Below are 19,596 nucleotides of genomic sequence, written 5' to 3'. Positions count from 1 at the left end.
CATTGGTCCCGGGCCGGTTCGGGCCCCCCGGCCCTGCCTCTTTCCCTACGACGAGCAGTAGTATCTACTACGTCTCGTAGTATGAATAGCTGGGGGTTTCAGGTGGACGCGTTGGACGTCGCCCGGTGGCAGTTCGGTGTCACCACCGTCTACCACTTTCTCTTCGTGCCGCTGACCATCGGGTTGTCAGTGCTGGTGGCGATCCTCCAGACGATGTGGCACCGCACCGGCAACGAGCGCTACCTCAAGCTCACCAAGTTCTACGGCAAGCTGTTCCTGATCAACTTCGCGATGGGTGTGGTCACCGGCATCGTGCAGGAGTTCCAGTTCGGCATGAACTGGAGCGACTACTCCCGCTTCGTCGGCGACATCTTCGGCGCACCCCTGGCCATCGAGGCGCTCGTCGCCTTCTTCCTCGAATCCACGTTCATCGGCTTGTGGATCTTCGGCTGGGACCGGCTGCCCAAGCGCCTGCACCTGGCAAGCATCTGGGCCGCCGCGATCGGCACCAACCTCAGCGCGTACTTCATTCTCGCGGCGAACTCGTTCATGCAGAACCCGGTCGGCTTCCGACTCAACCCGGAGACCGGCCGCGCCGAACTGACCGACTTCGTGGCGGTGCTGACGAACAAGGTCGCACTGATCACCTTCCCGCACACGCTTGCCGGCTCGTTCCTTGTCGCCGGCTCGCTTGTCGTGGCCGTCGGCCTGTACCACGTGATCCGCAACCGGGACTCCGCCGACACCGGCGCATACCGCTTCGCCACGAAGTTCGGCTCCTGGGTGGTCCTGGTGTCCTCCGCCGTCGTCGTGATCACCGGTGACATCCAGGGCAAGATCATGACTCAGGTGCAGCCGATGAAGATGGCCGCCGCCGAGGGCCTCTACACCACCGAGAGCCCCGCCTCGTTCTCCGTGCTCACCATCGGCAGCCTCGACGGCAGCCGTGAGGTGTTCGCCCTCAAGATCCCGTACCTGCTGTCGTACCTGGGCACCGGCGACCCGAACGGCACCGTGCACGGCATCAACGACCTCCAGGCCCAGTACACGGCCCAGTACGGCGCCGGCAGCTACACCCCGATCATCCCGATCACCTACTGGAGCTTCCGCTTCATGATCGCCTTCGGGTTGGCCGCCGCCGCCATCGCACTCGTCGTGCTCTGGAGCCAGCGCAAGGGCCGTACGCCCAGCAGCAAGTGGCTGCTGCGCGCCGGGCTTGCCATGCCGGTGCTGCCGCTGCTCGCCAACTCCTTCGGCTGGATCTTCACCGAGATGGGCCGCCAGCCGTGGATCGTCTTCGGCGAGATGCTCACCCGCGACGGTGTGTCCCGCAGCGTCTCGCTGGGCGAGGTGTTGACCTCGTTCACCGCCTTCACGCTGATCTACGCCACCCTTGCCGTGATCGAGGTCAAGCTGCTGCTGCGCTACGCCAAGGCCGGCGTGCCCGACGTCAGCGAACAGCCCCCCATCGACGACACCCACGACGACGCCGAGCGTCCGCTCGCCTTCGCCTACTGATCCCGGAGCCCCATCGTGGACCTCACCACCATCTGGTTTCTCCTCGTCGCCGTGCTGTTCACCGGCTATTTCATCCTGGAGGGCTTCGACTTCGGCGTCGGCATGCTGCTGCCGGTGCTCGGCCGCAACGACCGCGAACGCCGCGTCATGATCAACACGATCGGGCCGGTCTGGGACGGCAACGAGGTGTGGCTGATCACCGCAGGCGGCGCCATGTTCGCCGCCTTCCCGGAGTGGTACGCCACCCTCTTCTCCGGCTTCTACCTGCCGCTGCTGCTGATCCTGCTGGCCCTCATCGCCCGGGGCGTGGCCTTCGAATACCGGCACAAGCGCCCCGAGGCGTCCTGGAAGCGCCGCTGGGACACCGCCATCTTCGTCGGCTCACTGCTGCCGGCGATCCTGTGGGGCGTCGCGTTCGCCAACATCCTGCGCGGCGTGCCGCTGGACGCCGACCACGAGTACGTCGGCGGCCTGTTCAACCTGCTCAACCCGTACGCCCTACTCGGTGGCGCGACCACCCTCGCGTTGTTCCTCACCCACGGCGCGGTGTTCATCGCCCTGAAGACCACGGGCGACATCCGAGAGCGCGCTGGCGCCCTCGCCGTGCGCCTGGGCGTCGGCACCGCAGTGCTCGCGGTGGGCTTCCTGACCTGGACGCTCAGCATCCGCTCCAGCCCCGCCGCCGTCGTGCTCGCCGTCGGCGCGGCCGTCGCCCTGCTCGGTGGTCTCGCCGCCGCCAAGGTACGCCGGGAGGGCTGGGCGTTCACCGGCACCGCCGTGGCGATCGGCCTGGCGGTGGCCACCCTGTTCGCCGCGCTGTTCCCGAACGTCATGCCGTCCACGTTGGACGTGGCGGGCACCCTGACCACCACCAACGCGGCCTCCACCCCGTACACCCTGAAGATCATGACCTGGGTGGCGGTGATCTTCACCCCGATCGTGCTGGCCTACCAGGGCTGGACGTACTGGGTGTTCCGCAAGCGCATCGGCGTGGGCAACATCCCGCAGCACTGAGGGACGTGGCCCTGACCGACCGCCGCGGCGGTCGGTCAGGCCACGAGCAGGCGAAGGCCGAGCTCCGCCGCGTCGAGGCCGACGAGGTCGCTGTTGCGTTCGGTCCACCGCCCGGAGGCGAGGTCCGCCCGGAGGCTGCGCACCGCCCGGTCCTCGGCCTCCGGGCCGACTCTGGCCCAGAGCGACAGCCCTCGGCGTACGCGATCGTCCAGATACGCCTCGGGCCGGCGCCAGTACGCCTCGAAGAGACCGTCGGCGCAGTCCCACGGGATGAGCACCGGCTCGATGCGGGCGCCGATCGAGCGGGCCTGCTCGGCCAGCGATGGTCGGCCGGCGACGAGGTTCGCGGCTTCGGGCAGGTAGTCGCGGGTGAGCCAGAACCGACGGTGCCATCCGGCGGCGCTGTCGTCGTGCGTGAACACCACCACCCGCCGGGCCACCCGCCGCATCTCGCATAGCCCGGCGATCGGGTCCGGCCAGTGGTGCACTGTGGAGACAGCCATCGCGGCGTCGAAGGACTGATCCTCGAACGGAAGGTTCGCCGCGACGGCGGCCACGCACGGCGGCGCGTCCACGGGGCGCTGTGCCCGCATGAGCGCCGACGGTTCCACAGCGGTGACGTCGCGATCGGTGGGCTCGTAGGAGCCGGTGCCGGCGCCGACGTTCAGAACGGTCCGCGCGTCGCCGAGCGCCGCCCAGAGCCTCGCGGCGATCCGCGGGTCGGTGCGCCGCGTCACTGTGTACGTGGCGCCGATGGTGTCGTACAACTGCCCGCTGGCCATGTCGTCACCTCTCCTGAGTGTCGGCACGATGTATCGGGTCGATACGTCGGAACGCTATGTCCTGAGGTGTCGGGCCGCAAGCCCCTGCGCGTCCGCTCTCCTGCGTGGCCGTTCTCCTGCGTGGCCGTTCTCGCGTGGGCGCGTGCCGGCCTGCTCGGATGCGCGTCACGCTGGCCGGAGGGTGACCGCTACCCGGCCGAAAATGAGCGGCCGGCGACGGGCCGTCCCGCTACGGTGTGCCGATGCCCGCCACCGTTCACGTCCGCGAACTCACCGTCGACGACCTCGACGACGCCTGGGCGCTGGGCTGCCTCGCGTTCGGCTCCGATCCGCAGCAGCGCCATCCGCGCACCACGGTCGACGTGCCCGGCATGACCCGCTACGGCGCGTTCGACGACAACGGACGGCTCGTCGGCAAGGCCGTCGACCTGCACCACGACCAGTGGTGGGGTGGGCGGGCAGTATCGGCCGCCGACGTGGGCGGCGTCGCGGTCGCCCCCGAGGCCCGGGGCAGGGGAGCGGCCCGCGCGATGCTCACCGCACTGCTTCGCGGCGCCAACGAGCGCGGTGCGGCCCTGAGCGCCCTGTATCCCACAGTCGCCGCCCCGTACCGCGCCTGTGGCTGGGAAGCGGCAGGCGTGCTGCGTACCCTCGATGTGGCAACCGCCGCGCTGCCCCGGCACCGGCCGGATCCCCGGCTCACCGTCCGCGCCGGCACTCCCGCGGACCTGCCCGCCGTCACCGCCCTGTACGAGCGGGTCAGCCGGTACCGCAACGGGATGCTCACGCGCCGGGGCGAGCTGTTCGACGTCTCCGCCGCCGACGGCGGTCTGCCCGGCGACGCGCTCACCCTCGTCGAGGACGGCGGCGACCTGGTTGGCTACGCCAGCTGGGAGCGGGGCCATGGCTACGACGCCAACTCCGTGCTCACCGTCGACGAGGCTCTGGCCGTGACCCCCGAGGCCGCCCGGGAACTCGTCGGCGTGCTCGGCAGTTGGGCAAGCGTCGCGCCCACCCTGCGGCTGTCTCTCCTCGACGGCGACGCCGTCAGCACCCACCTGCCGCTGGAGTCGGCCCGCGAACACAAGCGGAACCTGTGGATGCACCGGCCGGTGGACGTCGCTCGGGCGGTGAGCGCACGTGGCTGGCCCGCCCACACCCGGGGTGCTGTCGACTTCACCCTCGCCGACCCGCTCGCCGAGTGGAACACCGGCACCTGGCGGTTGACAGTCGCCGACGGCGCAGCCGAGCTGACCCGGGTCGGCGGCGACCCGGACCTGCACCTGGACGTACGGGGCTTCGCCCTGCTCTACGCCGGCGCCGCGCGTGCCCACGCGGTCGCCGAGACGGGCCTGCTGCACGCCACCGGTGTACGGCCCGACGCCCTGGACCTGCTGGGCGCCGGCGGCCCGGCGCAGATGCTCGACTACTTCTAGACGAAGGCGGTGACGCCCTCGTATTCCCCCACCGGGGCGGCGCCGACATGCTGGTACTCAAGCAGGAGCAGGCCGTTCGCCGTCGCCTCATGGTGAACGAGTCGGAGGCCGACCGGTGTGCTCGGGTGGTCGAGCAACCGCCGCCCGGAGCCGGTCACGGTGGGGGCGACGGCGAGTCGGAGTGTGTCGACGAGGCCGGCGGACAACAGTGCCCTGCCGAGTCGTGTACTGCCGTGGATCTGGAGCTCTCGTCCCGGCTGTGCCTTGAGCCTCCCAACGGTCTCGATCGGGTCGCCGCGGAGCACGGTCGTGGGGTGCCAACTACCCTGCGTGATGGTGTTGGACACAACGTACTTCGGGAGTGAGTTCATCCGTTCGGTGAAGGGGTCGTTCGGGTCGGTGATCTGCGGCCAGTCGCGGGCGAACGCCTCGTAGGTCCGACGCCCCAGCAGCAGACCGTCGGCGAGATCGAGCCAGTCGGAGGTGCGTTGGACGAACACCGTATCGAGGTAGGGCACGAGCCAGCCGCCCCGGGTGAAGTCGTCGCTCGTGTCCTCGGTCGGCGAGCCGGGACCCTGGCTGACCCCGTCGAGGGTGACGAACTCGGTGAGGGAGATCTTCATCGGGTGACCTGATTTTCGGCGATGTCGGCGAGTTGTGTGGCGACCGAGCCCCAGCCGTCCGCGAAGCCGAGTTCCTCGTGCCGGGCGCGCGCGGCGGAATCACCGTGGCGGACACAGATCCGGTAGTCCGTGCCGTCGGCATGATCGCTGAATGTGATCTCGGCGGTCATGCGGACCGGGATGGTGTTCGCCGGGCGCCAGGCGCTGTCGATCGCGTTGGTGAACACGATCCGGTCGAGTTCGTCGACCACAAGGAATGTCGCGTCGAGGTGTGGGACGAACTCCACCCCGTCGTCGCTCATCCGGGTCACGAACGCGCCACCGGGCCGGACCTCCAAGCGGTCGACGCGGCAACGGGCCGGAGCCGGAACCCACCATTTTTCGAAGCGGGACGGGTCGGTCCACGCGCTCCACACGGCAGCGCGGGGGGCGCGGATGACCCGCTCCAGGGTCAGGTCCAGCTCGGGATTCACTGTTGGTTCTCCTTGAGATCGGTAACGAGGCGTTCGAGGCGATCGGTGCGCCCTTCCCAGATCCGGCGCTGCTCTGCCATCCAGTCGTCGACGACGGCGAGGCCCTCGCGGTTGAGCACACAGGTGCGCACCCGGCCGGACTTGACCGTGCGGATCAGCCCACTGGCCTCGAGCATCCGTACGTGCTTCATGAATGAGGGAAGGGTCATCGGAAACTCGCGGGCGAGTTCGCCGACACTCGTCGGACCGCGGCCGAGGCGTCGAATGACCCCACGCCGGGTCGGGTCGGCGAGGGCGACGAACACGCCGTCCTGCCGTGCCGAATACTGTGCCATGCGGCTAAGTGTTGTCTGCGGCAAAACTTAGCGCAAGGGCAAAGTATTCGGCGCCCCCGGGGGATAGCCGAGTAGGGGCGCGACCGACTGCGGCGACCACGACTGGCACAACGCGGACGGCGTGGCGGAACACTGTTGTCGCTGCGTGGTCGGCCGCCGGCCGTACGACCCGGCCCATTCCGGTTCGACGGGCTGAGGTCGGGCGACTCGCCCGATGGTGGAGGGTGACCCGCCGGTCAGGCCGGGGTTGCCGCCAGGTCGGCGTTCGCCCGCTGGGTGACCAGGGTGAGGACCCGGGCGACCGTGCTCGCCTCGTCGGCCGGGATGTCCCCGTAGAGCCGAGCGGTGATGTCAGCGACGGCGGCGGAGACGCGGCGCTGGGTGGCGTGGCCGGTGTCGGTGAGCCGCACGCGCGGGTCCTCGGCGTCGCTCTCGTCGAGGCGCGCGAGGCCAGCGTCGAGCAGGCCCGCGATCACCTCGTGCACCGCCGATTTGTCGATCTTGAGGGTGCTGGTGATCCGGTGCGCGATCCGCGTGCGCTCGACGGCGCCGTCGGCGAGGACGTTGAGCGCGAGCACCTGCCCGAAGGTGAGCCCGAGCGGGGCGACGGCTCGCTCCAGCAGGGCCCGGGTGGCGTAGTGGGCCTGGCCGATGACCTGCCCGGTGAGGGTGGGAGTGGACATGACGCCTCCTTCGAAACGTTGGCAGGCCCAACGTTGGCTGCCCCAACGTAACACGCATCGTGGGTCGCACCAACGATTGCTGTTAGGCTGCCGCCCATGGAGTCCAGCTCCCCACAGGCGCCCGTCGGGCTACGCACCACCCCGAGCTGGCTGCTCAGTCAGACCGCCGGCCACGCCGCCCGCCTCGTCGCCGCAGGCTTCGCCGCGTACGACCTGCGCGGCTACCACTTCCGGCTGCTCGCCGCGCTGGCCGAGGGTGGCCCCGCCAGCCAGGCCGACCTCGGCCGGCGCTGCGCCATCGACCGCAGCGACGTCGTGGCAGCCATCAACGAGCTGGCCGGTCGGGGGCTCGTCGTCCGCGCCCCCGACCCGGCCGACCGTCGCCGCAACGTCATCAGCCTCACCGCCGCCGGCGCCGACCAGGCCCGCCAGTTGGCAGACACCGTCGGCAGTGTCCAGGACGACCTGCTCGCACCGCTGTCCGAAAGCGAGCGAACGCAGTTGACGCGCCTGCTCACCCGGCTGCTGGAGCACCACAGCCAGCGCTGACCCGCCTCAGCGGGCCTCGCGCAGCTCCGCCAACCGTGCCTCGATCTCGGCCAACTCGGCGCGCAGTTTCTCGGCCTGCTGCTCGGCCTCGGCCCGCTCGGTGCCGAGGATCTGCTCCACCGCCTCCTGCACACCGGGCACGTCGACGAGCGCCACCATCTTCAGCGCCTCGGCCGGCTTCACCACGTACGGCTTCGCGAGCGCCTTGCTGCCCTGCTGCGCGGCGACAGTCCACTCGCCGTCGGCGTACGCCAGCGTCACAGTGAGCCCCGCCGGGCCCTTCGGTTTGGTCGCCTTGACCGTCCGCCGTGCCGGCGGCTTCTCCACCTGTTCCACCTTCGGCTCCTCCCGCCGCTGCGCCGGCACCCGCGGCGTGTCCAACACGAACTCCGGCTCCGGTGCCGCAGAGGGCTCCGGCGTCGGCGGTTCCGGCTTCGGCTCGACAACCCGACGACCGGCGCCCTTGGGGGCGATCGCCAGGTCGGCGGGGGAGAACGGCAACTCGTCGCGGCCGAAGCGCACCACCACGAACTCGTCGGACACCTCCGGGTCGGTCAGCTCGACGACCTGGCCCACCTGGCCGGCGATCTGGCCCGCCGAGGCGGTGAACACCACCCGCGGTTTACGCCCGGCCGCCAACGCATCCCGCAGGCTCTGCACCTCGTCAGTGGACAAACCCTGGCCGGCATCCATCGCAACCCTCTTCCGTACACCTGTTTGATTGGTGTCTTGATACCAGCCCGCTGCGACAGCCGCCGCACGGGGCTCGCGCCCGTTCAGCCGCCCAGCGCCCGTAGTGCCCGATCGGCGTGGTCGTTCATGCTGACCTCGCTGTGGATCACCTCGATGATCCGCCGGTCCGTGCCGATGACGAACGTCATCCGCTTGGTGCTCAGCGGACCCAGCGGCAGCCGCCGCCGCACCCCGAACCGCCCCGCGACAGTCCCGTCCACGTCGGACAACAGCGGATAGTCGAAATCGTGCAGCGTGGAGAACTCCGCCTGCTTCTCCACGGTGTCGCGGCTGATGCCCACCCGCGTCGCGCCCACCGCCGCGAACGCCGCAGCCAGGTCCCGGAAGTGGCAGCTCTCGGCCGTGCAGCCACGGGTCATGGCCGCCGGGTAGAAGAACAGCACCACCGGACCGGTCGCCAGGAACTCCGACAACCGCCGTGGTGTCCCCGTCTCGTCCGGCAGCTCGAAGTCCTCCACCACGTCGCCGACAGTCACACCCGCCACCGCGCACCTCCGCTCGTCAGTCGGGACAGGCGGTGAGCGTAAGCGATCACGCCCACAGCGCCGCCACCTCATCCGCGAGCGCAGCGGCCTGCGCCCGGCCGGCCCGCGCCGATCCGGCCCGACGCGCCGGATCCAGCACGTTGCGGCCGATCGCCTTACGCGCGCCCCCGTCCGGTGTCACCACCAGTACCCGCGACCCGGCCTGCCGCAACTCCGCCACGTGCGCCGACAGCCGGGGCATCGGGCCGAACGCCACCGACGTCGGCGCGATCACCAGCACCCGCCGCGCGCCGGACGCCAGGTCCGCGTTCACTGCCGAGCGCATCCCGCCGTCGATGTAGCGGCGTGCGCCGATCGTCACCGGCGGCCACACCCCGGGCACCGCGCAACTGGCCCCGACCGCGTCCACCAGCGACACTGCGCTGTCGCCGTCGAACACCACGAACTCGCCCGAGGCGGCGTCCACGGCGGTCACCAGCAACCGTCGCGCCGGCCACTCCCGCACCGGCAGCCGGGCCTCGATGACCGCGCGGCGCGAGGCCTCCGACGGGGTACGCGCCGCCACCGCCATCGCCCCGATCCGCGCCCGTGACCGCACCGCGTCCCGGGTCCGCCCGCCGGCCCACACCAGCTGTGCCAGCGTCATGAACCCCAGCCGTGCCGGCCGCTCGCCCGACGGCGGCGTCAACTGCTCGGCGTACAACTGCTCCAGGGGCAGCCCTGAGCACACCTGCGCGCCCACCACCGAACCCGCCGACGTGCCCACCACCAGATCCGCCTCGGAGACGTCCACGCCCCGCTCGGCCAGCCCGGCCAGCAGCCCCAGCTCCCAGGCCACGCCGGTCACCCCGCCACCACCGAGCACCAATGCCCGCTCCATGTGACTCTCCTCTCGACGACCGGCCCGCGTCGGTCACGGTAGCGTCGGCGCGACCGGTACGCGGCCCAGGAGACCAGCGGAGGCACCATGGCACCCGTCACCGTCATCACCGGCGGCGGCCGGGGCATCGGCGCGGCCACCGCCCGCCGCCTCGCCGCTGCCGGGCACCACGTCGCGCTGTGCTACCTCCGCGACCACGCCGCCGCCGAGACGGTCGTGGCCGACCTGCGGGCCACCGGCGTCTCAGCCGTCGCGGTGTGCGCCGACACCACCGACCCCGACCAGGTCGACGAGCTGTTCACCGCCGCCGCGCGGCTCGGCCCGCTCACCGGCCTGGTCAACAACGCCGGTGTCACGAGCCCCATCGGGCCGTTCACCGAGCTGCGCGTCGAGGACCTGCGCCGCGTCGTCGACGTCAACCTCATCGGGTACGTCCTCTGTGCCCAGCAGGCGGCCCGCCGGATGACCGACGGTGGGGCCATCGTCAACGTGTCCTCCGCGGCGGCGACCCTCGGCGGCCCCGGCGAGTACGTGCACTACGCCGCGGCCAAGGGCGCCACCGACACCCTCACCGTCGGCCTGGCCAAGGAACTCGCCCCACGTGGCATCCGGGTCAACGCCGTCGCTCCGGGCATCGTGCGCACCGACATCCACGCCGTCTCCGGGGTGCCCGACCGTCCCGACCGGGCGGCCGGCCGCATCCCGCTGGGCCGGGCCGGCGAACCCGACGAGGTCGCCGCCGCCATCGCGTGGCTGCTCGGTCCGGACGCCTCGTACACCACCGGCACTGTGTTGCGCGTCGCCGGCGGTCTCTGACCCCGACGGGTCCGTCGCCCCCTCGTGCGGCGCGCTGCCAGGGGACTCGTGCGCGGCGGCTCGACAGCATCGGTCAGACTCGGTCGTACCCCGCGACACCCCCGTACCCCTTCGTCCGATGGTTGGAGCGCATGTCCCACACCCTCCTCGTCTGGTTGGTCGGCGGCGTCCTGCTGGTGGGCGCCGGGCTCGCGACGACACTGGCCCCCGCCCGGCGGGCACGGGACCGCAAGCGGCGGACCGCCTGGTCGGCCGCCCGCGCGGCCATCGACAGCGCGGCCATCAGCCGGGACGCGGCGCCGAACCCAGTGCCGGCGGCCGAGCACCTGCTGGCCCGCGCCGAGCTGATCGCCGCCGCACGCGGCGGGGTTTCCGCCGCCCGGACGGCGGAACACCAGGCCCAGCAGGCCGACCGGTTGTGGCGGGGGCACCCGTGACGGCCCGCCGGTCGCGCCGCTACGAGGCGCTGCGCTGGGTGCTCCTGGGCATCGCCGTGGTCGTCCTGGTGATCTTCCTGGGTGCCCAGCAGCAGCACGGCGCCGACGTCAGCTACGGTCGGTCGCCGGCCGAATCGGTGACGGCCCCGAAGGGGCCGGCTCCCCAGGCGGCCGATCCGACCGTGCCGTCGGTGGAGGAGATGACGGCGCTGGTGGACGCCAGCCCCGTGGTGCGGTTGCCCGGCTCGATCGCAGGGTGGGACGAGCAGCAGGTCCGTGAGGTGGCCGGCGACTTCCCGGTCCGCATCCTGGTCGCGCCGCCCTGGCTCGACGAGGACGAACAACGCCGGGTACGCGACGTGGAGAACGCCACCATCACGGTGATCGGCACCGAGGTGTCCGGCGACATCTACCGGGCCGTACCCGATGACCTGCCGAGTTGGCGTGCGCACTTCGCCACCGCCGACGTGACGGGCTCGCTTGTGGCACTGATCGCCGGGATGCGGGAGGTGCCTACCCCGGCCGACCACGACGTGCTGCGCTGGCGCGAGCCGAGCGGTCCGGAGTTGGCGGCCGTCGCCGCCGACCTGCGGACCAAGGGCCTGCACGCCGCCGCGGGAGCGAGTCTCACCGCGGTGCCGGGCAAGGCCGCGAAGACCGCGTTCCCGGACGGCGCCCTGTACGTGGCGCTTCCGCCGCAGCCGTTCGGAGAACCCCTGCCCCGCTTCGGGCCGGCCCTGACCGGCCTGTTCCCGGATACCCCGATCATCGTGATGTACGGCAACTGGATCGAATACCACGGCCCGGCGGCGGATTTCGCCGAGGTGGCCGGGGCGAGCTTCTACGGCCACTTCGCCGACCGGATCAGCCAGTACGACTATTCGCAGGACCACGTGCTGGCGGTCTACCTGAACCGGGTCACCGACATTCGCTACGCGGGGCTGTTCGACCGTCCGCTGCCGTACCGGCCGGTCGACCCGCTGCGGGTGGCGCTGCCCGCGCTGCCGTGGCTGTTCGCGGGCTGCGTGGCGATGTTCCTGGCCCTGTCGGTCCGGTCGCTGCGCCGGTCGAACGGCACGGGGATCCGGCGGGGCAACGGAGCGCCGGCCCGGCTGGCCGGTCTCACGGCGCTCGCCGTCGAGATGTCCCTGCTGACCGACGCGCGCAGCAACCCGGCGTTGACAAGGGGCATCGTCAAGCTCCAAGCGGCGCGTGCCGCGTTGGACGAGGAGTTGCCGGAGCACCACGTGCTGTCGTTGTTGAAGGAGGCGGCCGACGAACTGGACGACAGCGCCCGAACGTCGGGCCTGATCAGTTACCGGCCGGAGCTCTACCTACAGGGCAGGTTGTCGTGAAGAAGTCGCTCGGTGCTCTGGCAAGCACGTCCTTCGGTCTCGCCGTGCTTGCCTGCCTGGTGCTTGCCGGTTGGGCACTGTGGACCGGCGGGGTGCTCGACGGTCCGGCCGCCCGCCAGGTCCGCACGTCCTCCGTCTACGCGGCACCAGGTGTCGACCTGGACCGGGCCGCGGCCGAACGGATCATCGGCAACCGCCGCCTTGTCGTGCTGCTGCTGGAGCCGGGCGCCGACCTGCGGAAGGGCTGCCGCCAGGTCGTGCGAGCCGCCGACGGGAACGTCGTGCTGGTGCTGAGCCGCGACGGCGATGACTACGACACGTGGGGCTGCGCGCTGCTGCCCGGGCGCGACGACGAGAACTTCGGCCGGGCCGCCGTGGCGGAGTCGATCATCGGCCGGGGCATCGACAATTTTGTCGACCGCCCGTTGGACGCGCTGAAGGTCATCACCGTCAATTACGACCTGTTGGTGAAGGCCGGCACCGTGCCCGACGGCACGCGCACGATCAGCCCGTCGCTGCCGCGTTTCCTGCTCGCGGGGGCGGCGATCGTGGCCGTCGTCATCGGCTCGACCACGCTCTATGTGGCGGGTCGCCGGGCGGGCAGGCTCGCAGCCGTCCGCCGGCGCCGCCGCGACGAGCACGCCGACGCCCGTAGCGCGCTGGGCGCCGGCGCGGCCGTGCTGGCTCAGCAGATCATCGACCTCGACAAGCGGTACGCGGCGACGCGCCGCCGCAGAGGTGTCACGGGAGCCGAGGAGGACTTCGGCAGGCGGTACCTGGCGCTGACGTCGGACTACGCCGGGTTGCTCGACCGCATCGAGACGGTCGACGCGGGCGACGACGCAGCCGTACGCCAACTCGTCGATCATGTCGACGCGCTGAGCCGGCGGGCGGCGCAGGCAAGTCGGTGACGGTGACTTCCGGCCGGCTTCACGACCCGGCCGGCTCGGCCCGCCACACCCAGTTGCGCCGCTCGTACAGCGGTGTGAGGCCGACCCGGAGCATGTTGGAAAGCGACGGGTTGGACGAGCCCGGGTCGGGTCGGCCGGTCTCGGAGACGACCCACAGGCAGCCGGCCCGCGCCGCGGCGGCCGCCCGGGCCGTCAGCAGCGCCGACTGCGCGCCGCGACCCCTGTGGCTCGGCACTGTCGCCCCGGTGTTGAGCGAGGCCACCGTGCCGTGGACGAACAGGTTGGCGGCGGCGACCATCTCGTCGCCGTCCCAGGCGGCGTACGGGTGGAAGCGCGGGTCGCGCACGGCGCCGGCGAGCATCGGCCCGAGGTGCTGCTCGGGCATGCCGAAGCAGCGCAGCACCACCGACGCCCACTGACCGTGCAGGTCCGGAGGCACTGGGCCGACCCGCAGGTCGGTGCGGCCGGGTCGGAGCGTGTCGATCTCGGCGGCGAGCTTCACCCAGGTGCTGCCGCCGGTGATGTTCTCCCGCGCGCAGATGTCGTCCCAGTCCGCCGGTAGCAGGTCGGGGGCGATCTGGAGGACGGCGGCGGGTGTCGCCTCGGCGCGGTAGAAGTCGCACACCGCGGCGATGAGGTCGGCGGTGACCGGCTCGTCGACGCCGAACCCGAGCGCCTTGCTCCAGTAGCCGGTGGGGTCGTGTCGCATGGACAGCACCACCCCGCCGCCCATCCGGGTGGCCGTCATGCCGAGCGCGGCCCGGACGTCGGTGGGCGCCCCCGCCTCGTACTGGAACATGAACTCGGCTTCGGTCTGTTCGGCGAGCGCGAGCATCGTCTGGTCGGCTGTCACGGGGGACCAGACTGCCACGGCGGTGGTGCCGCCGGCGGGCGGGTGGTGCCACAACTGCCTGGTCACTGGGTGCGAGCCGTCGGCCGCAATGGGTTGACCGACCCCACCGCAGCCCCTATCGTTCCAGTACGTAGAACGGCGTACGGCTCAGTCGAACGATTTGGCGGTTGTAATGGTCGAGGCAGCTCTGGGCATCATTGTTCCACCCGCCAACCCCACTGTTGAGCCGGAACTCCGTCGCCTGCTGCCGGCGCGGGTCCGCTACCACGTCGCCCGGCTGCCTGTCGTGAACGGCTCACTCGCGCAGCGGCTGGACCGCTACGCCGAACTGCTGCCGGACACCGCCGCCACGCTCGACGGCCTCAACCTGCGCGCCACCTACGTCGCCTGCACCGGCTGCTACTACCGGCCGGGTCGCGGCGACATGCACCGCACCGACAAGGCGGCGAGCGAGCGGCTCGGCGCACCGGTGTTCGGGGCGGCGAACGCGGTCCGGCAGGTGCTCGACCGCCTCGCGGTCCGGTCACTGACCCTGATCTCGCCGTACCCGGACTGGCTCACCGAGCAGGCGGCGGCATTCTGGCGCGCGAACGGCCGCAGCGTCGGCACGCCGGTGCCGGTGCCCGGCACCGGCGCCATCTACGACCTCAGCTCGACCACCGTCCGCGACACCGTGCGGCAGACCCTGCGCTCGCTCGCCGACGACGGTTTCCCGCCCGGGCACGCGGTGCTGCTGACCGGGACGGGCGCACCCAGCCTGGACGTCCTCGACGAGGTCCTGCCGCAGACACCCGTCCCGGTGCTGTCGTCCAACCTCGCCGGCGCCTGGCAGTTGCTGGAGACCGCCGGAATCACCCACCTGGCGGGCGAATCACCCAGCCCGGCGTTGCGGCACCTGGCCGCCACCCTGACTCAATCCCCCTCGACCGGAATCGTCGGCGTTGTCGCCGGCGGGAAGGAGTGAACGTGGCGTCCACCAGTCACGCCGTGCAAGCCCCAGTCGTCGTTCTCGGTGGCGGGCCGGTGGGCATGGTGACGGCCCTCGCCCTGGCCCGCCGGGACATCCCGGTGATCGTTCTCGAACGTGGCCCGGACGAGGTGCGGTCGGAGTGGCGCGGCTCCACCGTTCACCCCCCGACGACCGAACTGCTCGACGAGCTCGACCTGGCCGCCCCGCTGCTCAAGGAGGCGGTCCGGGTACACCGGCTGGACTACCGCGACCTGGAGCTGACCGAGTCCGCCTGCTTCTCCTACGAGGCGCTCGAAGGTGAGACCCGGTATCCGTTCCGGTTGCAGTACGAGCAGTACAAGCTGGTCCGGCTGCTGCGCCGCGCGGTCGCCGAGACACCGAACGTGGACATCCGGTTCGGGCACGACGTGGTCGGCCTGCGTCAGGACGACACGCATGTCGAGTTGGACGTGACTGTCGACGGCGCCCCGAGCGTGGTGAGCGCCCAGTGGGTGGTGGCCGCCGACGGCGCGCACAGCACCGCCCGCAAACTGCTCGACGTTCCGTTCCCCGGCTTCACGTACCCGACGCTGAGCCTTGTGGTGGCCACCCCGTTCCGCTTCGAGGACGCGGTGCCCGATCTCGGCGCGGTCGGCTACTGGTCCGGCCCGAAGGGCCGCTTCTCGCTGATCAGGACCCCCGACATCTGGCGTGCGGCGCTGTCGACGGGCACCGGCGTCGACGACGAGCCCCCGTCCGGCACGCACCCGGCCTTCCTGGCCGCCGTGGACCTGCTGCTGGGGGGCACGCCCGACGCCCGCGAGTTGCCGCTGAGCCAGCACCAGACCTACCGCAGCCACCAGCGGCTCGCGGAGTCCTTCCGGATCGGCCGGGTGCTGCTGGCCGGCGACGCCGCCCACCTGAGCAGCACCACCGGCGGCATGGGTCTGAACTCGGGCATCCACGACGCGGTGGCGGTCGCCATCGCGCTGGCCGAGCCGGACCCGGACACGGCCACCAGTGAGTACGCGCAACGTCGCAGGTCGATCGCCGAGCGCTTCGTCCAGCCGACCACGACGGAGAACCGCACCTCGGCCGACGGTGTCGAACTGGCCGGTCGCCGCGAGCGGCTGCTGCGCCTGCGGGCGCTCGCCGACAACCCCGAGGACGCCCGAAACTACCTCCGCCGTGTCAGTATGCTCGGGATCCAGCACTAGACGTCGGGCGTTCATCACAGCCAGATCGGTCAACCGCTGGCGTCGTTCCTATGCACCTCGAGAGGTGATCTGAATGGGGATCAGCGTGCCGACGTCCGAGTCGGAGGACGGTCATCGCTACACGACGAGCGGCCTGGGTCGCGCCCTGGCCGTGATCGACCTCCTCGCCGAACGCAGCCCGGAGATGATCGGGGTGTCGACTGTCGCCCGGGTCCTGAACCTGCCCAAGGCGGTGGCCCACCGCATCCTCAAGGAGCTGACGGCCAACCAGTTCGTCACGTTCGACGAGGGCACCCGGCGCTACCGACTCGGGCCGGGCGCCCTCGCGGTCGGGCTGGCCGCCCTGCGCGCCATCGACGTGCAGGCGATCACCAACCGGCACATGCGGCGGTTGGTGGAGGCCACGGGGGAGACGGCGACCCTGTCGATGCGGCAGGGGTGGGTGCGGGTCTACACCGACCAGGTGCTCTCGCCGCACGAGATCCGGATGTCGGTCACGCTCGGTTCCCGCCATTCGCTTGTCGCCGGGTCGTCGTCCAAGGCGATCCTGGCGGCGCTGCCCGATTCCGAGATCGCCGAATACCTGGCCACCCATGAGCTGGTATCGGTCACCGCGGCCACCATCACGTCCGTCGAGCAGCTCTGGGCCGATCTGCGGGAGATCCGTGAGCTGGGCTACGCGGTGAGCCGGGGCGAGCGGCAGGCCGGCGCGGTGAGTGTGGCCGCGCCGATCCGGCTGGCTTCCGGCGAGGTCTACGGGTCGTTGTCACTGTGCGGCCCTCAGGACCGTTTCTCGGCGCAGCTGCTTGTCGAGTACGGCGACCTGGTGGCCGACGCGGCCCGCCAGGTCAGCGCCGAGCTGGGCTACCAGCCCTCCGCGACGCAGGACGCCCCGGAGCCGGAGCCGGTGGAGCGCAAGCGTGCGCCCCGGCGTCAGGCGACGCGGTCGCTCGCGGACCACGCCGCGACCAGTTCGGCCGAGGTCGTCGTCTCGCAGAAGTAGAAGCCCAGGTTGCGGATCGCCGCCTCGGCGAGGTCCGCGCGGGTCCAGCCGACCAGGTCGGTCGGCATCGTGGCGGCCAGGTCTGCCATGTACGCGTCGCGGATGGTGGAGTCCACGCAGACGTTGGCGGCCGTCCCGACCGCTACCACGTGGTCACGTCCGTGCGCGCGAAGCAGGTTGTGCAGTGGCGTGCCCACGAACGCGCTGTAGCGCGTCTTCTCCAGGTGGCAGTCGCCCGGCTCGGGGCGCAGACCCTCGGCGAGTTCGGCGCCCCAGGAGCCGGCGGCGCAGACACTGAGCGGGCTGCGGCCCATCGCCTCGGCGCGGGCCCGCCGGGCCGGTGAAACGAGCTGCTCGTGGGCGGCCTGCCGCACCCAGATGACCAGGCATCCCGCGGCCCGCGCCCGGTCGAGGAAGCCCGGCAGCCGGCGGGCCAGCTCGGTGTTCACTCCGACGTCTGCGCCGAGCTTCGCCATGGCCCCGGTGGGGGAGCAGAAGTCGTTCTGCATGTCGATGACCAGCACCGCTGTGCGCTGCGGCAGGTGTTCCATGGGCGTTTCTCCGGAGTTGGGCGATTAGTAGGGAACTAGTCGTATGGAGTCGGGCCCTGCGGACCATTGACCTCGCCGCCGAACATAGCTTACGTTCCCTCCAACAGAACGCCGTACTGCACAAGCGAACAAACCCGCGTTGAATTTCACGGACCGGCCGGTGACAGGGGTACCCATGAGTGCGATCAAAGTGGAGGGCGTCAGCAAGGTCTTCGCCGGCGCCGGTGGCCAGTCGATGCTCGCGCTGAGCGACGTCTCACTCGACATCGCCGACGGTGAGTTCGTGGTGCTGTTGGGCCCCTCCGGCTGCGGCAAGACCACACTGCTGCGGATCATCGGTCAGCTGGAGAGCCCGACCGTGGGGCGGGTGCGAATCGACCACGGCGACCGGCAGGAGAACGCCGACCGCCCGCTGGGCTTCGTCTTCCAGGAAGCCACGCTGATGCCGTGGCGGTCGACGGGCGCCAACGTCGCCCTGCCGCTGGAGATGGCCGGCGTGGGCCGCCGGGAGCGCGAGGAGAAGGTCCGCGAGATGCTGGCCCTCGTCGGGCTGCCCGAAGCGGCGAACAAGCTCCCGCACCAGCTCTCGGGCGGTATGCGGCAGCGGGTCTCCATCGCCCGGGCGCTCGCGCACGACCCCCAGGTGCTGCTCATGGACGAGCCGTTCGGCGCCCTGGACGCGCAGACCCGCGACATGATGAACGCCGAGTTGCAGCGCATCTGGCTGGAGAACCGCAAGACTGTCGTCTTCGTGACGCACTCCGTCTCCGAGGCCGTCTTCCTGGCCGACCGCATCGTGATGCTGGGGACCAAGCCCGGTCACATCCACTCCATCACCGAGGTGACGCTGCCGCGTCCGCGCACCCTCGCGATGACCGAGTCCGCCGAGTTCCGCTCCCTCGCGACCGAGCTGCGCCGCCAGATCGGCGAGGTGCAGCAGGACAACGACATTCGACCCGCCGTCTCGGCCTGATCAGCAACTGAGGTGTCGCACGTGACCACTACAGATCAGCGCCACCCGGCGCCGACGTCGCCCACCGCGGAACAGCTACGCCCCCCGCCGCTGACGCTGTCGCAGCGACTGCGCAACAACCGCTGGCTGTCCTTCTACACCAGCCCTCTGCTCATCGCGCTGTTCCTGGTCGCCTGGAAGGTCTACGTCGAGGTCACGGACCTGTCCCGGTTCGTGCTCCCGGCGCCGGAGGCGGTGTTCAAGTCCTTCATCGAGCAGATCACCGACCCGTTCGTGTGGCAGACCCACATCTGGACGACCTTCTACGAGGTCATCATGGGTCTGGCGCTGGCCATCGTCCTGGGCGTCGGGCTCGGCCTGATGATCGGCAAGTCGCCGCTGTTCGACCGCATCGCCCGGCCGTTCATCGTGGCCACCCAGGTGGTGCCGAAGGTCGCGCTGGTCCCGCTGTTCATCCTCTGGCTGGGCTTCGGCCCGTCGTCCAAGGTGGTCATGGCGGCGCTGCTGGCGTTCTTCCCGCTGCTCATCAACACCTCGTTCGGCGTCCGTTCGGTTCCGAGCTCGATGCACGACCTGATGACGACGCTGAAGGCGTCCCGCTGGGAGCGGTTCTGGCGGGCCGACCTGCCGTACACGATGCCGTTCATCCTGGCCGGCATGGAGCTTGCGGTCGTCCAGGCGACCATCGGCGCGATCGTCGGTGAGTACCTCGGCGGTGACAAGGGCCTCGGCCGGTACGCCGTCAACCTCCAGAACGGCCTACAGGTCGACAAACTGTTCGGCGCGATCCTGATCATGGCGTTGTTCGGCTTCACCCTCTACAGCATCGTGACCGGCGCCCGCCGGTTGCTGATCCCCTGGCACGAGTCCGTGCAGCCACGCCGTACCCCCTGACAGGTCCGCTCCTCCCACACCCGATCCCTGGTCGGCGCCGCGACGCGGCGCGGGCAGGTCACGCCTTGCCTTTCTCCGTCGCACACCATCATCCCCCTCCTCCGCA

The 19,596-nt window shown here is 70.9% G+C and carries 22 protein-coding genes and 1 pseudogene; 13 read left to right on the top strand and 10 right to left on the bottom strand.

The annotated features are described in order from the left end of the window. The first annotated feature begins 102 nt into the window (after window positions 1-102). Both ADK66_RS29585 and cydB read left to right on the top strand, forming a co-directional pair. Window positions 103-1,518, top strand: coding sequence for a cytochrome ubiquinol oxidase subunit I (locus ADK66_RS29585; protein WP_197281682.1), 1,416 nt, complete (start codon window positions 103-105; stop codon window positions 1,516-1,518). A 15-nt stretch (window positions 1,519-1,533) separates the two neighbouring features. Continuing rightward, window positions 1,534-2,532, top strand: a complete 999-nt coding sequence (gene cydB / locus ADK66_RS29580; RefSeq protein WP_053661149.1) for a cytochrome d ubiquinol oxidase subunit II — start codon at window positions 1,534-1,536, stop codon at window positions 2,530-2,532. 35 nt (window positions 2,533-2,567) lie between these two features. Here cydB and ADK66_RS29575 read toward each other — a convergent pair. Then, window positions 2,568-3,302 (bottom strand): annotated as a pseudogene (locus ADK66_RS29575) (class I SAM-dependent methyltransferase); the annotation flags it as partial. Between the two features lie 254 nt (window positions 3,303-3,556). On the opposite strand from ADK66_RS29575, the gene eis reads away from it, so the two are divergent. After that, a complete protein-coding gene (eis, locus tag ADK66_RS29570; protein WP_053661419.1) occupies window positions 3,557-4,750 on the top strand; it encodes an enhanced intracellular survival protein Eis in 1,194 nt (397 codons plus the stop codon). On the opposite strand, the gene ADK66_RS29565 is transcribed toward eis, so the two are convergent. From ADK66_RS29565 to ADK66_RS29550, 4 genes are all read right to left on the bottom strand, one after another. Further along, window positions 4,747-5,373: a dihydrofolate reductase family protein gene (locus tag ADK66_RS29565; protein WP_053661147.1), complete on the bottom strand. Its 627-nt coding sequence runs from the start codon at window positions 5,371-5,373 to the stop codon at window positions 4,747-4,749. The two genes, eis and ADK66_RS29565, sit on opposite strands and share 4 nt — an antisense overlap. Next, window positions 5,370-5,846, bottom strand: coding sequence for an SRPBCC domain-containing protein (locus tag ADK66_RS29560; protein WP_053661146.1), 477 nt, complete (start codon window positions 5,844-5,846; stop codon window positions 5,370-5,372). The genes ADK66_RS29565 and ADK66_RS29560 overlap by 4 nt, the downstream gene beginning before the upstream one ends. Continuing rightward, window positions 5,843-6,181, bottom strand: a complete 339-nt coding sequence (locus ADK66_RS29555; protein ID WP_053661144.1) for a helix-turn-helix transcriptional regulator — start codon at window positions 6,179-6,181, stop codon at window positions 5,843-5,845. Before ADK66_RS29555 ends, ADK66_RS29560 begins: the two co-directional genes overlap by 4 nt. Before the next feature lie 236 nt (window positions 6,182-6,417). Beyond that, the gene (locus ADK66_RS29550; RefSeq protein WP_053661142.1) at window positions 6,418-6,864 is read right to left on the bottom strand and encodes a MarR family winged helix-turn-helix transcriptional regulator; all 447 of its coding nucleotides are present in this window, start codon (window positions 6,862-6,864) and stop codon (window positions 6,418-6,420) included. A gap of 96 nt (window positions 6,865-6,960) precedes the next feature. Here ADK66_RS29550 and ADK66_RS29545 point away from each other — a divergent pair, with 96 nt between their 5' ends. Continuing rightward, a complete protein-coding gene (locus ADK66_RS29545; RefSeq protein ID WP_053661140.1) occupies window positions 6,961-7,413 on the top strand; it encodes a MarR family winged helix-turn-helix transcriptional regulator in 453 nt (150 codons plus the stop codon). Window positions 7,414-7,419: 6 nt separating this feature from the next. On the opposite strand, the gene ADK66_RS29540 is transcribed toward ADK66_RS29545, so the two are convergent. From ADK66_RS29540 to ADK66_RS29530, 3 genes are all read right to left on the bottom strand, one after another. Next, window positions 7,420-8,106 (bottom strand): hypothetical protein, encoded by a 687-nt coding sequence (locus ADK66_RS29540; protein ID WP_053661137.1) that lies wholly within the window; start codon window positions 8,104-8,106, stop codon window positions 7,420-7,422. 83 nt (window positions 8,107-8,189) lie between these two features. Continuing rightward, window positions 8,190-8,651: a peroxiredoxin gene (locus tag ADK66_RS29535; RefSeq protein ID WP_053661135.1), complete on the bottom strand. Its 462-nt coding sequence runs from the start codon at window positions 8,649-8,651 to the stop codon at window positions 8,190-8,192. Between the two features lie 46 nt (window positions 8,652-8,697). Then, a complete protein-coding gene (locus tag ADK66_RS29530; RefSeq protein WP_053661134.1) occupies window positions 8,698-9,531 on the bottom strand; it encodes a patatin-like phospholipase family protein in 834 nt (277 codons plus the stop codon). A gap of 87 nt (window positions 9,532-9,618) precedes the next feature. On the opposite strand from ADK66_RS29530, the gene ADK66_RS29525 reads away from it, so the two are divergent. From ADK66_RS29525 to ADK66_RS29510, 4 genes are all read left to right on the top strand, one after another. Next, window positions 9,619-10,347 carry an SDR family oxidoreductase gene (locus ADK66_RS29525; RefSeq protein ID WP_053661131.1) on the top strand — a complete coding sequence of 243 codons (729 nt, stop codon included), beginning with the start codon at window positions 9,619-9,621 and terminating at the stop codon, window positions 10,345-10,347. 131 nt (window positions 10,348-10,478) lie between these two features. Further along, on the top strand, window positions 10,479-10,784 hold the full coding sequence (locus ADK66_RS29520) for a DUF6403 family protein (protein WP_053661129.1): 306 nt from the start codon (window positions 10,479-10,481) through the stop codon (window positions 10,782-10,784). After that, complete coding sequence (locus ADK66_RS29515) at window positions 10,781-12,139, top strand: hypothetical protein (protein WP_053661417.1); 1,359 nt, start codon at window positions 10,781-10,783, stop codon at window positions 12,137-12,139. The genes ADK66_RS29520 and ADK66_RS29515 overlap by 4 nt, the downstream gene beginning before the upstream one ends. Then, window positions 12,136-13,050 carry a hypothetical protein gene (locus ADK66_RS29510; protein ID WP_053661128.1) on the top strand — a complete coding sequence of 305 codons (915 nt, stop codon included), beginning with the start codon at window positions 12,136-12,138 and terminating at the stop codon, window positions 13,048-13,050. The genes ADK66_RS29515 and ADK66_RS29510 overlap by 4 nt, the downstream gene beginning before the upstream one ends. A gap of 19 nt (window positions 13,051-13,069) precedes the next feature. Here the strand turns inward: ADK66_RS29510 and ADK66_RS29505 are convergent, their stop codons facing one another. Then, complete coding sequence (locus tag ADK66_RS29505) at window positions 13,070-13,903, bottom strand: GNAT family N-acetyltransferase (RefSeq protein WP_197281680.1); 834 nt, start codon at window positions 13,901-13,903, stop codon at window positions 13,070-13,072. 172 nt (window positions 13,904-14,075) lie between these two features. Here ADK66_RS29505 and ADK66_RS29500 point away from each other — a divergent pair, with 172 nt between their 5' ends. The 3 genes from ADK66_RS29500 to ADK66_RS29490 all read left to right on the top strand — a co-directional run bounded on the left by ADK66_RS29500 (window position 14,076) and on the right by ADK66_RS29490 (window position 17,072). After that, a complete protein-coding gene (locus ADK66_RS29500; RefSeq protein WP_053661126.1) occupies window positions 14,076-14,867 on the top strand; it encodes a hypothetical protein in 792 nt (263 codons plus the stop codon). A 2-nt stretch (window positions 14,868-14,869) separates the two neighbouring features. Next, the gene (locus ADK66_RS29495; RefSeq protein WP_157553080.1) at window positions 14,870-16,069 is read left to right on the top strand and encodes an NAD(P)/FAD-dependent oxidoreductase; all 1,200 of its coding nucleotides are present in this window, start codon (window positions 14,870-14,872) and stop codon (window positions 16,067-16,069) included. A 73-nt stretch (window positions 16,070-16,142) separates the two neighbouring features. Then, window positions 16,143-17,072, top strand: coding sequence for an IclR family transcriptional regulator (locus ADK66_RS29490; protein WP_082377744.1), 930 nt, complete (start codon window positions 16,143-16,145; stop codon window positions 17,070-17,072). On the opposite strand, the gene ADK66_RS29485 is transcribed toward ADK66_RS29490, so the two are convergent. Beyond that, entirely contained in the window at window positions 17,003-17,623 is a 621-nt protein-coding gene (locus tag ADK66_RS29485) for a cysteine hydrolase family protein (protein WP_053661122.1), read from the bottom strand. The genes ADK66_RS29490 and ADK66_RS29485 overlap by 70 nt on opposite strands. A gap of 175 nt (window positions 17,624-17,798) precedes the next feature. On the opposite strand from ADK66_RS29485, the gene ADK66_RS29480 reads away from it, so the two are divergent. Together ADK66_RS29480 and ADK66_RS29475 are read left to right on the top strand one after the other, a co-directional pair. Next, on the top strand, window positions 17,799-18,596 hold the full coding sequence (locus tag ADK66_RS29480; protein WP_053661120.1) for an ABC transporter ATP-binding protein: 798 nt from the start codon (window positions 17,799-17,801) through the stop codon (window positions 18,594-18,596). A gap of 21 nt (window positions 18,597-18,617) precedes the next feature. After that, entirely contained in the window at window positions 18,618-19,490 is an 873-nt protein-coding gene (locus ADK66_RS29475) for an ABC transporter permease (protein WP_053661411.1), read from the top strand. Window positions 19,491-19,596: the final 106 nt, after the last annotated feature.

The sequence above is a fragment of the Micromonospora sp. NRRL B-16802 genome, from assembly GCF_001279555.1.
GTDB classification, from domain to species: domain Bacteria; phylum Actinomycetota; class Actinomycetes; order Mycobacteriales; family Micromonosporaceae; genus Micromonospora; species Micromonospora profundi.
The sequence above is the reverse complement of the archived record's forward strand: the minus strand, read 5'-3'. Positions and strand labels throughout refer to the sequence as shown.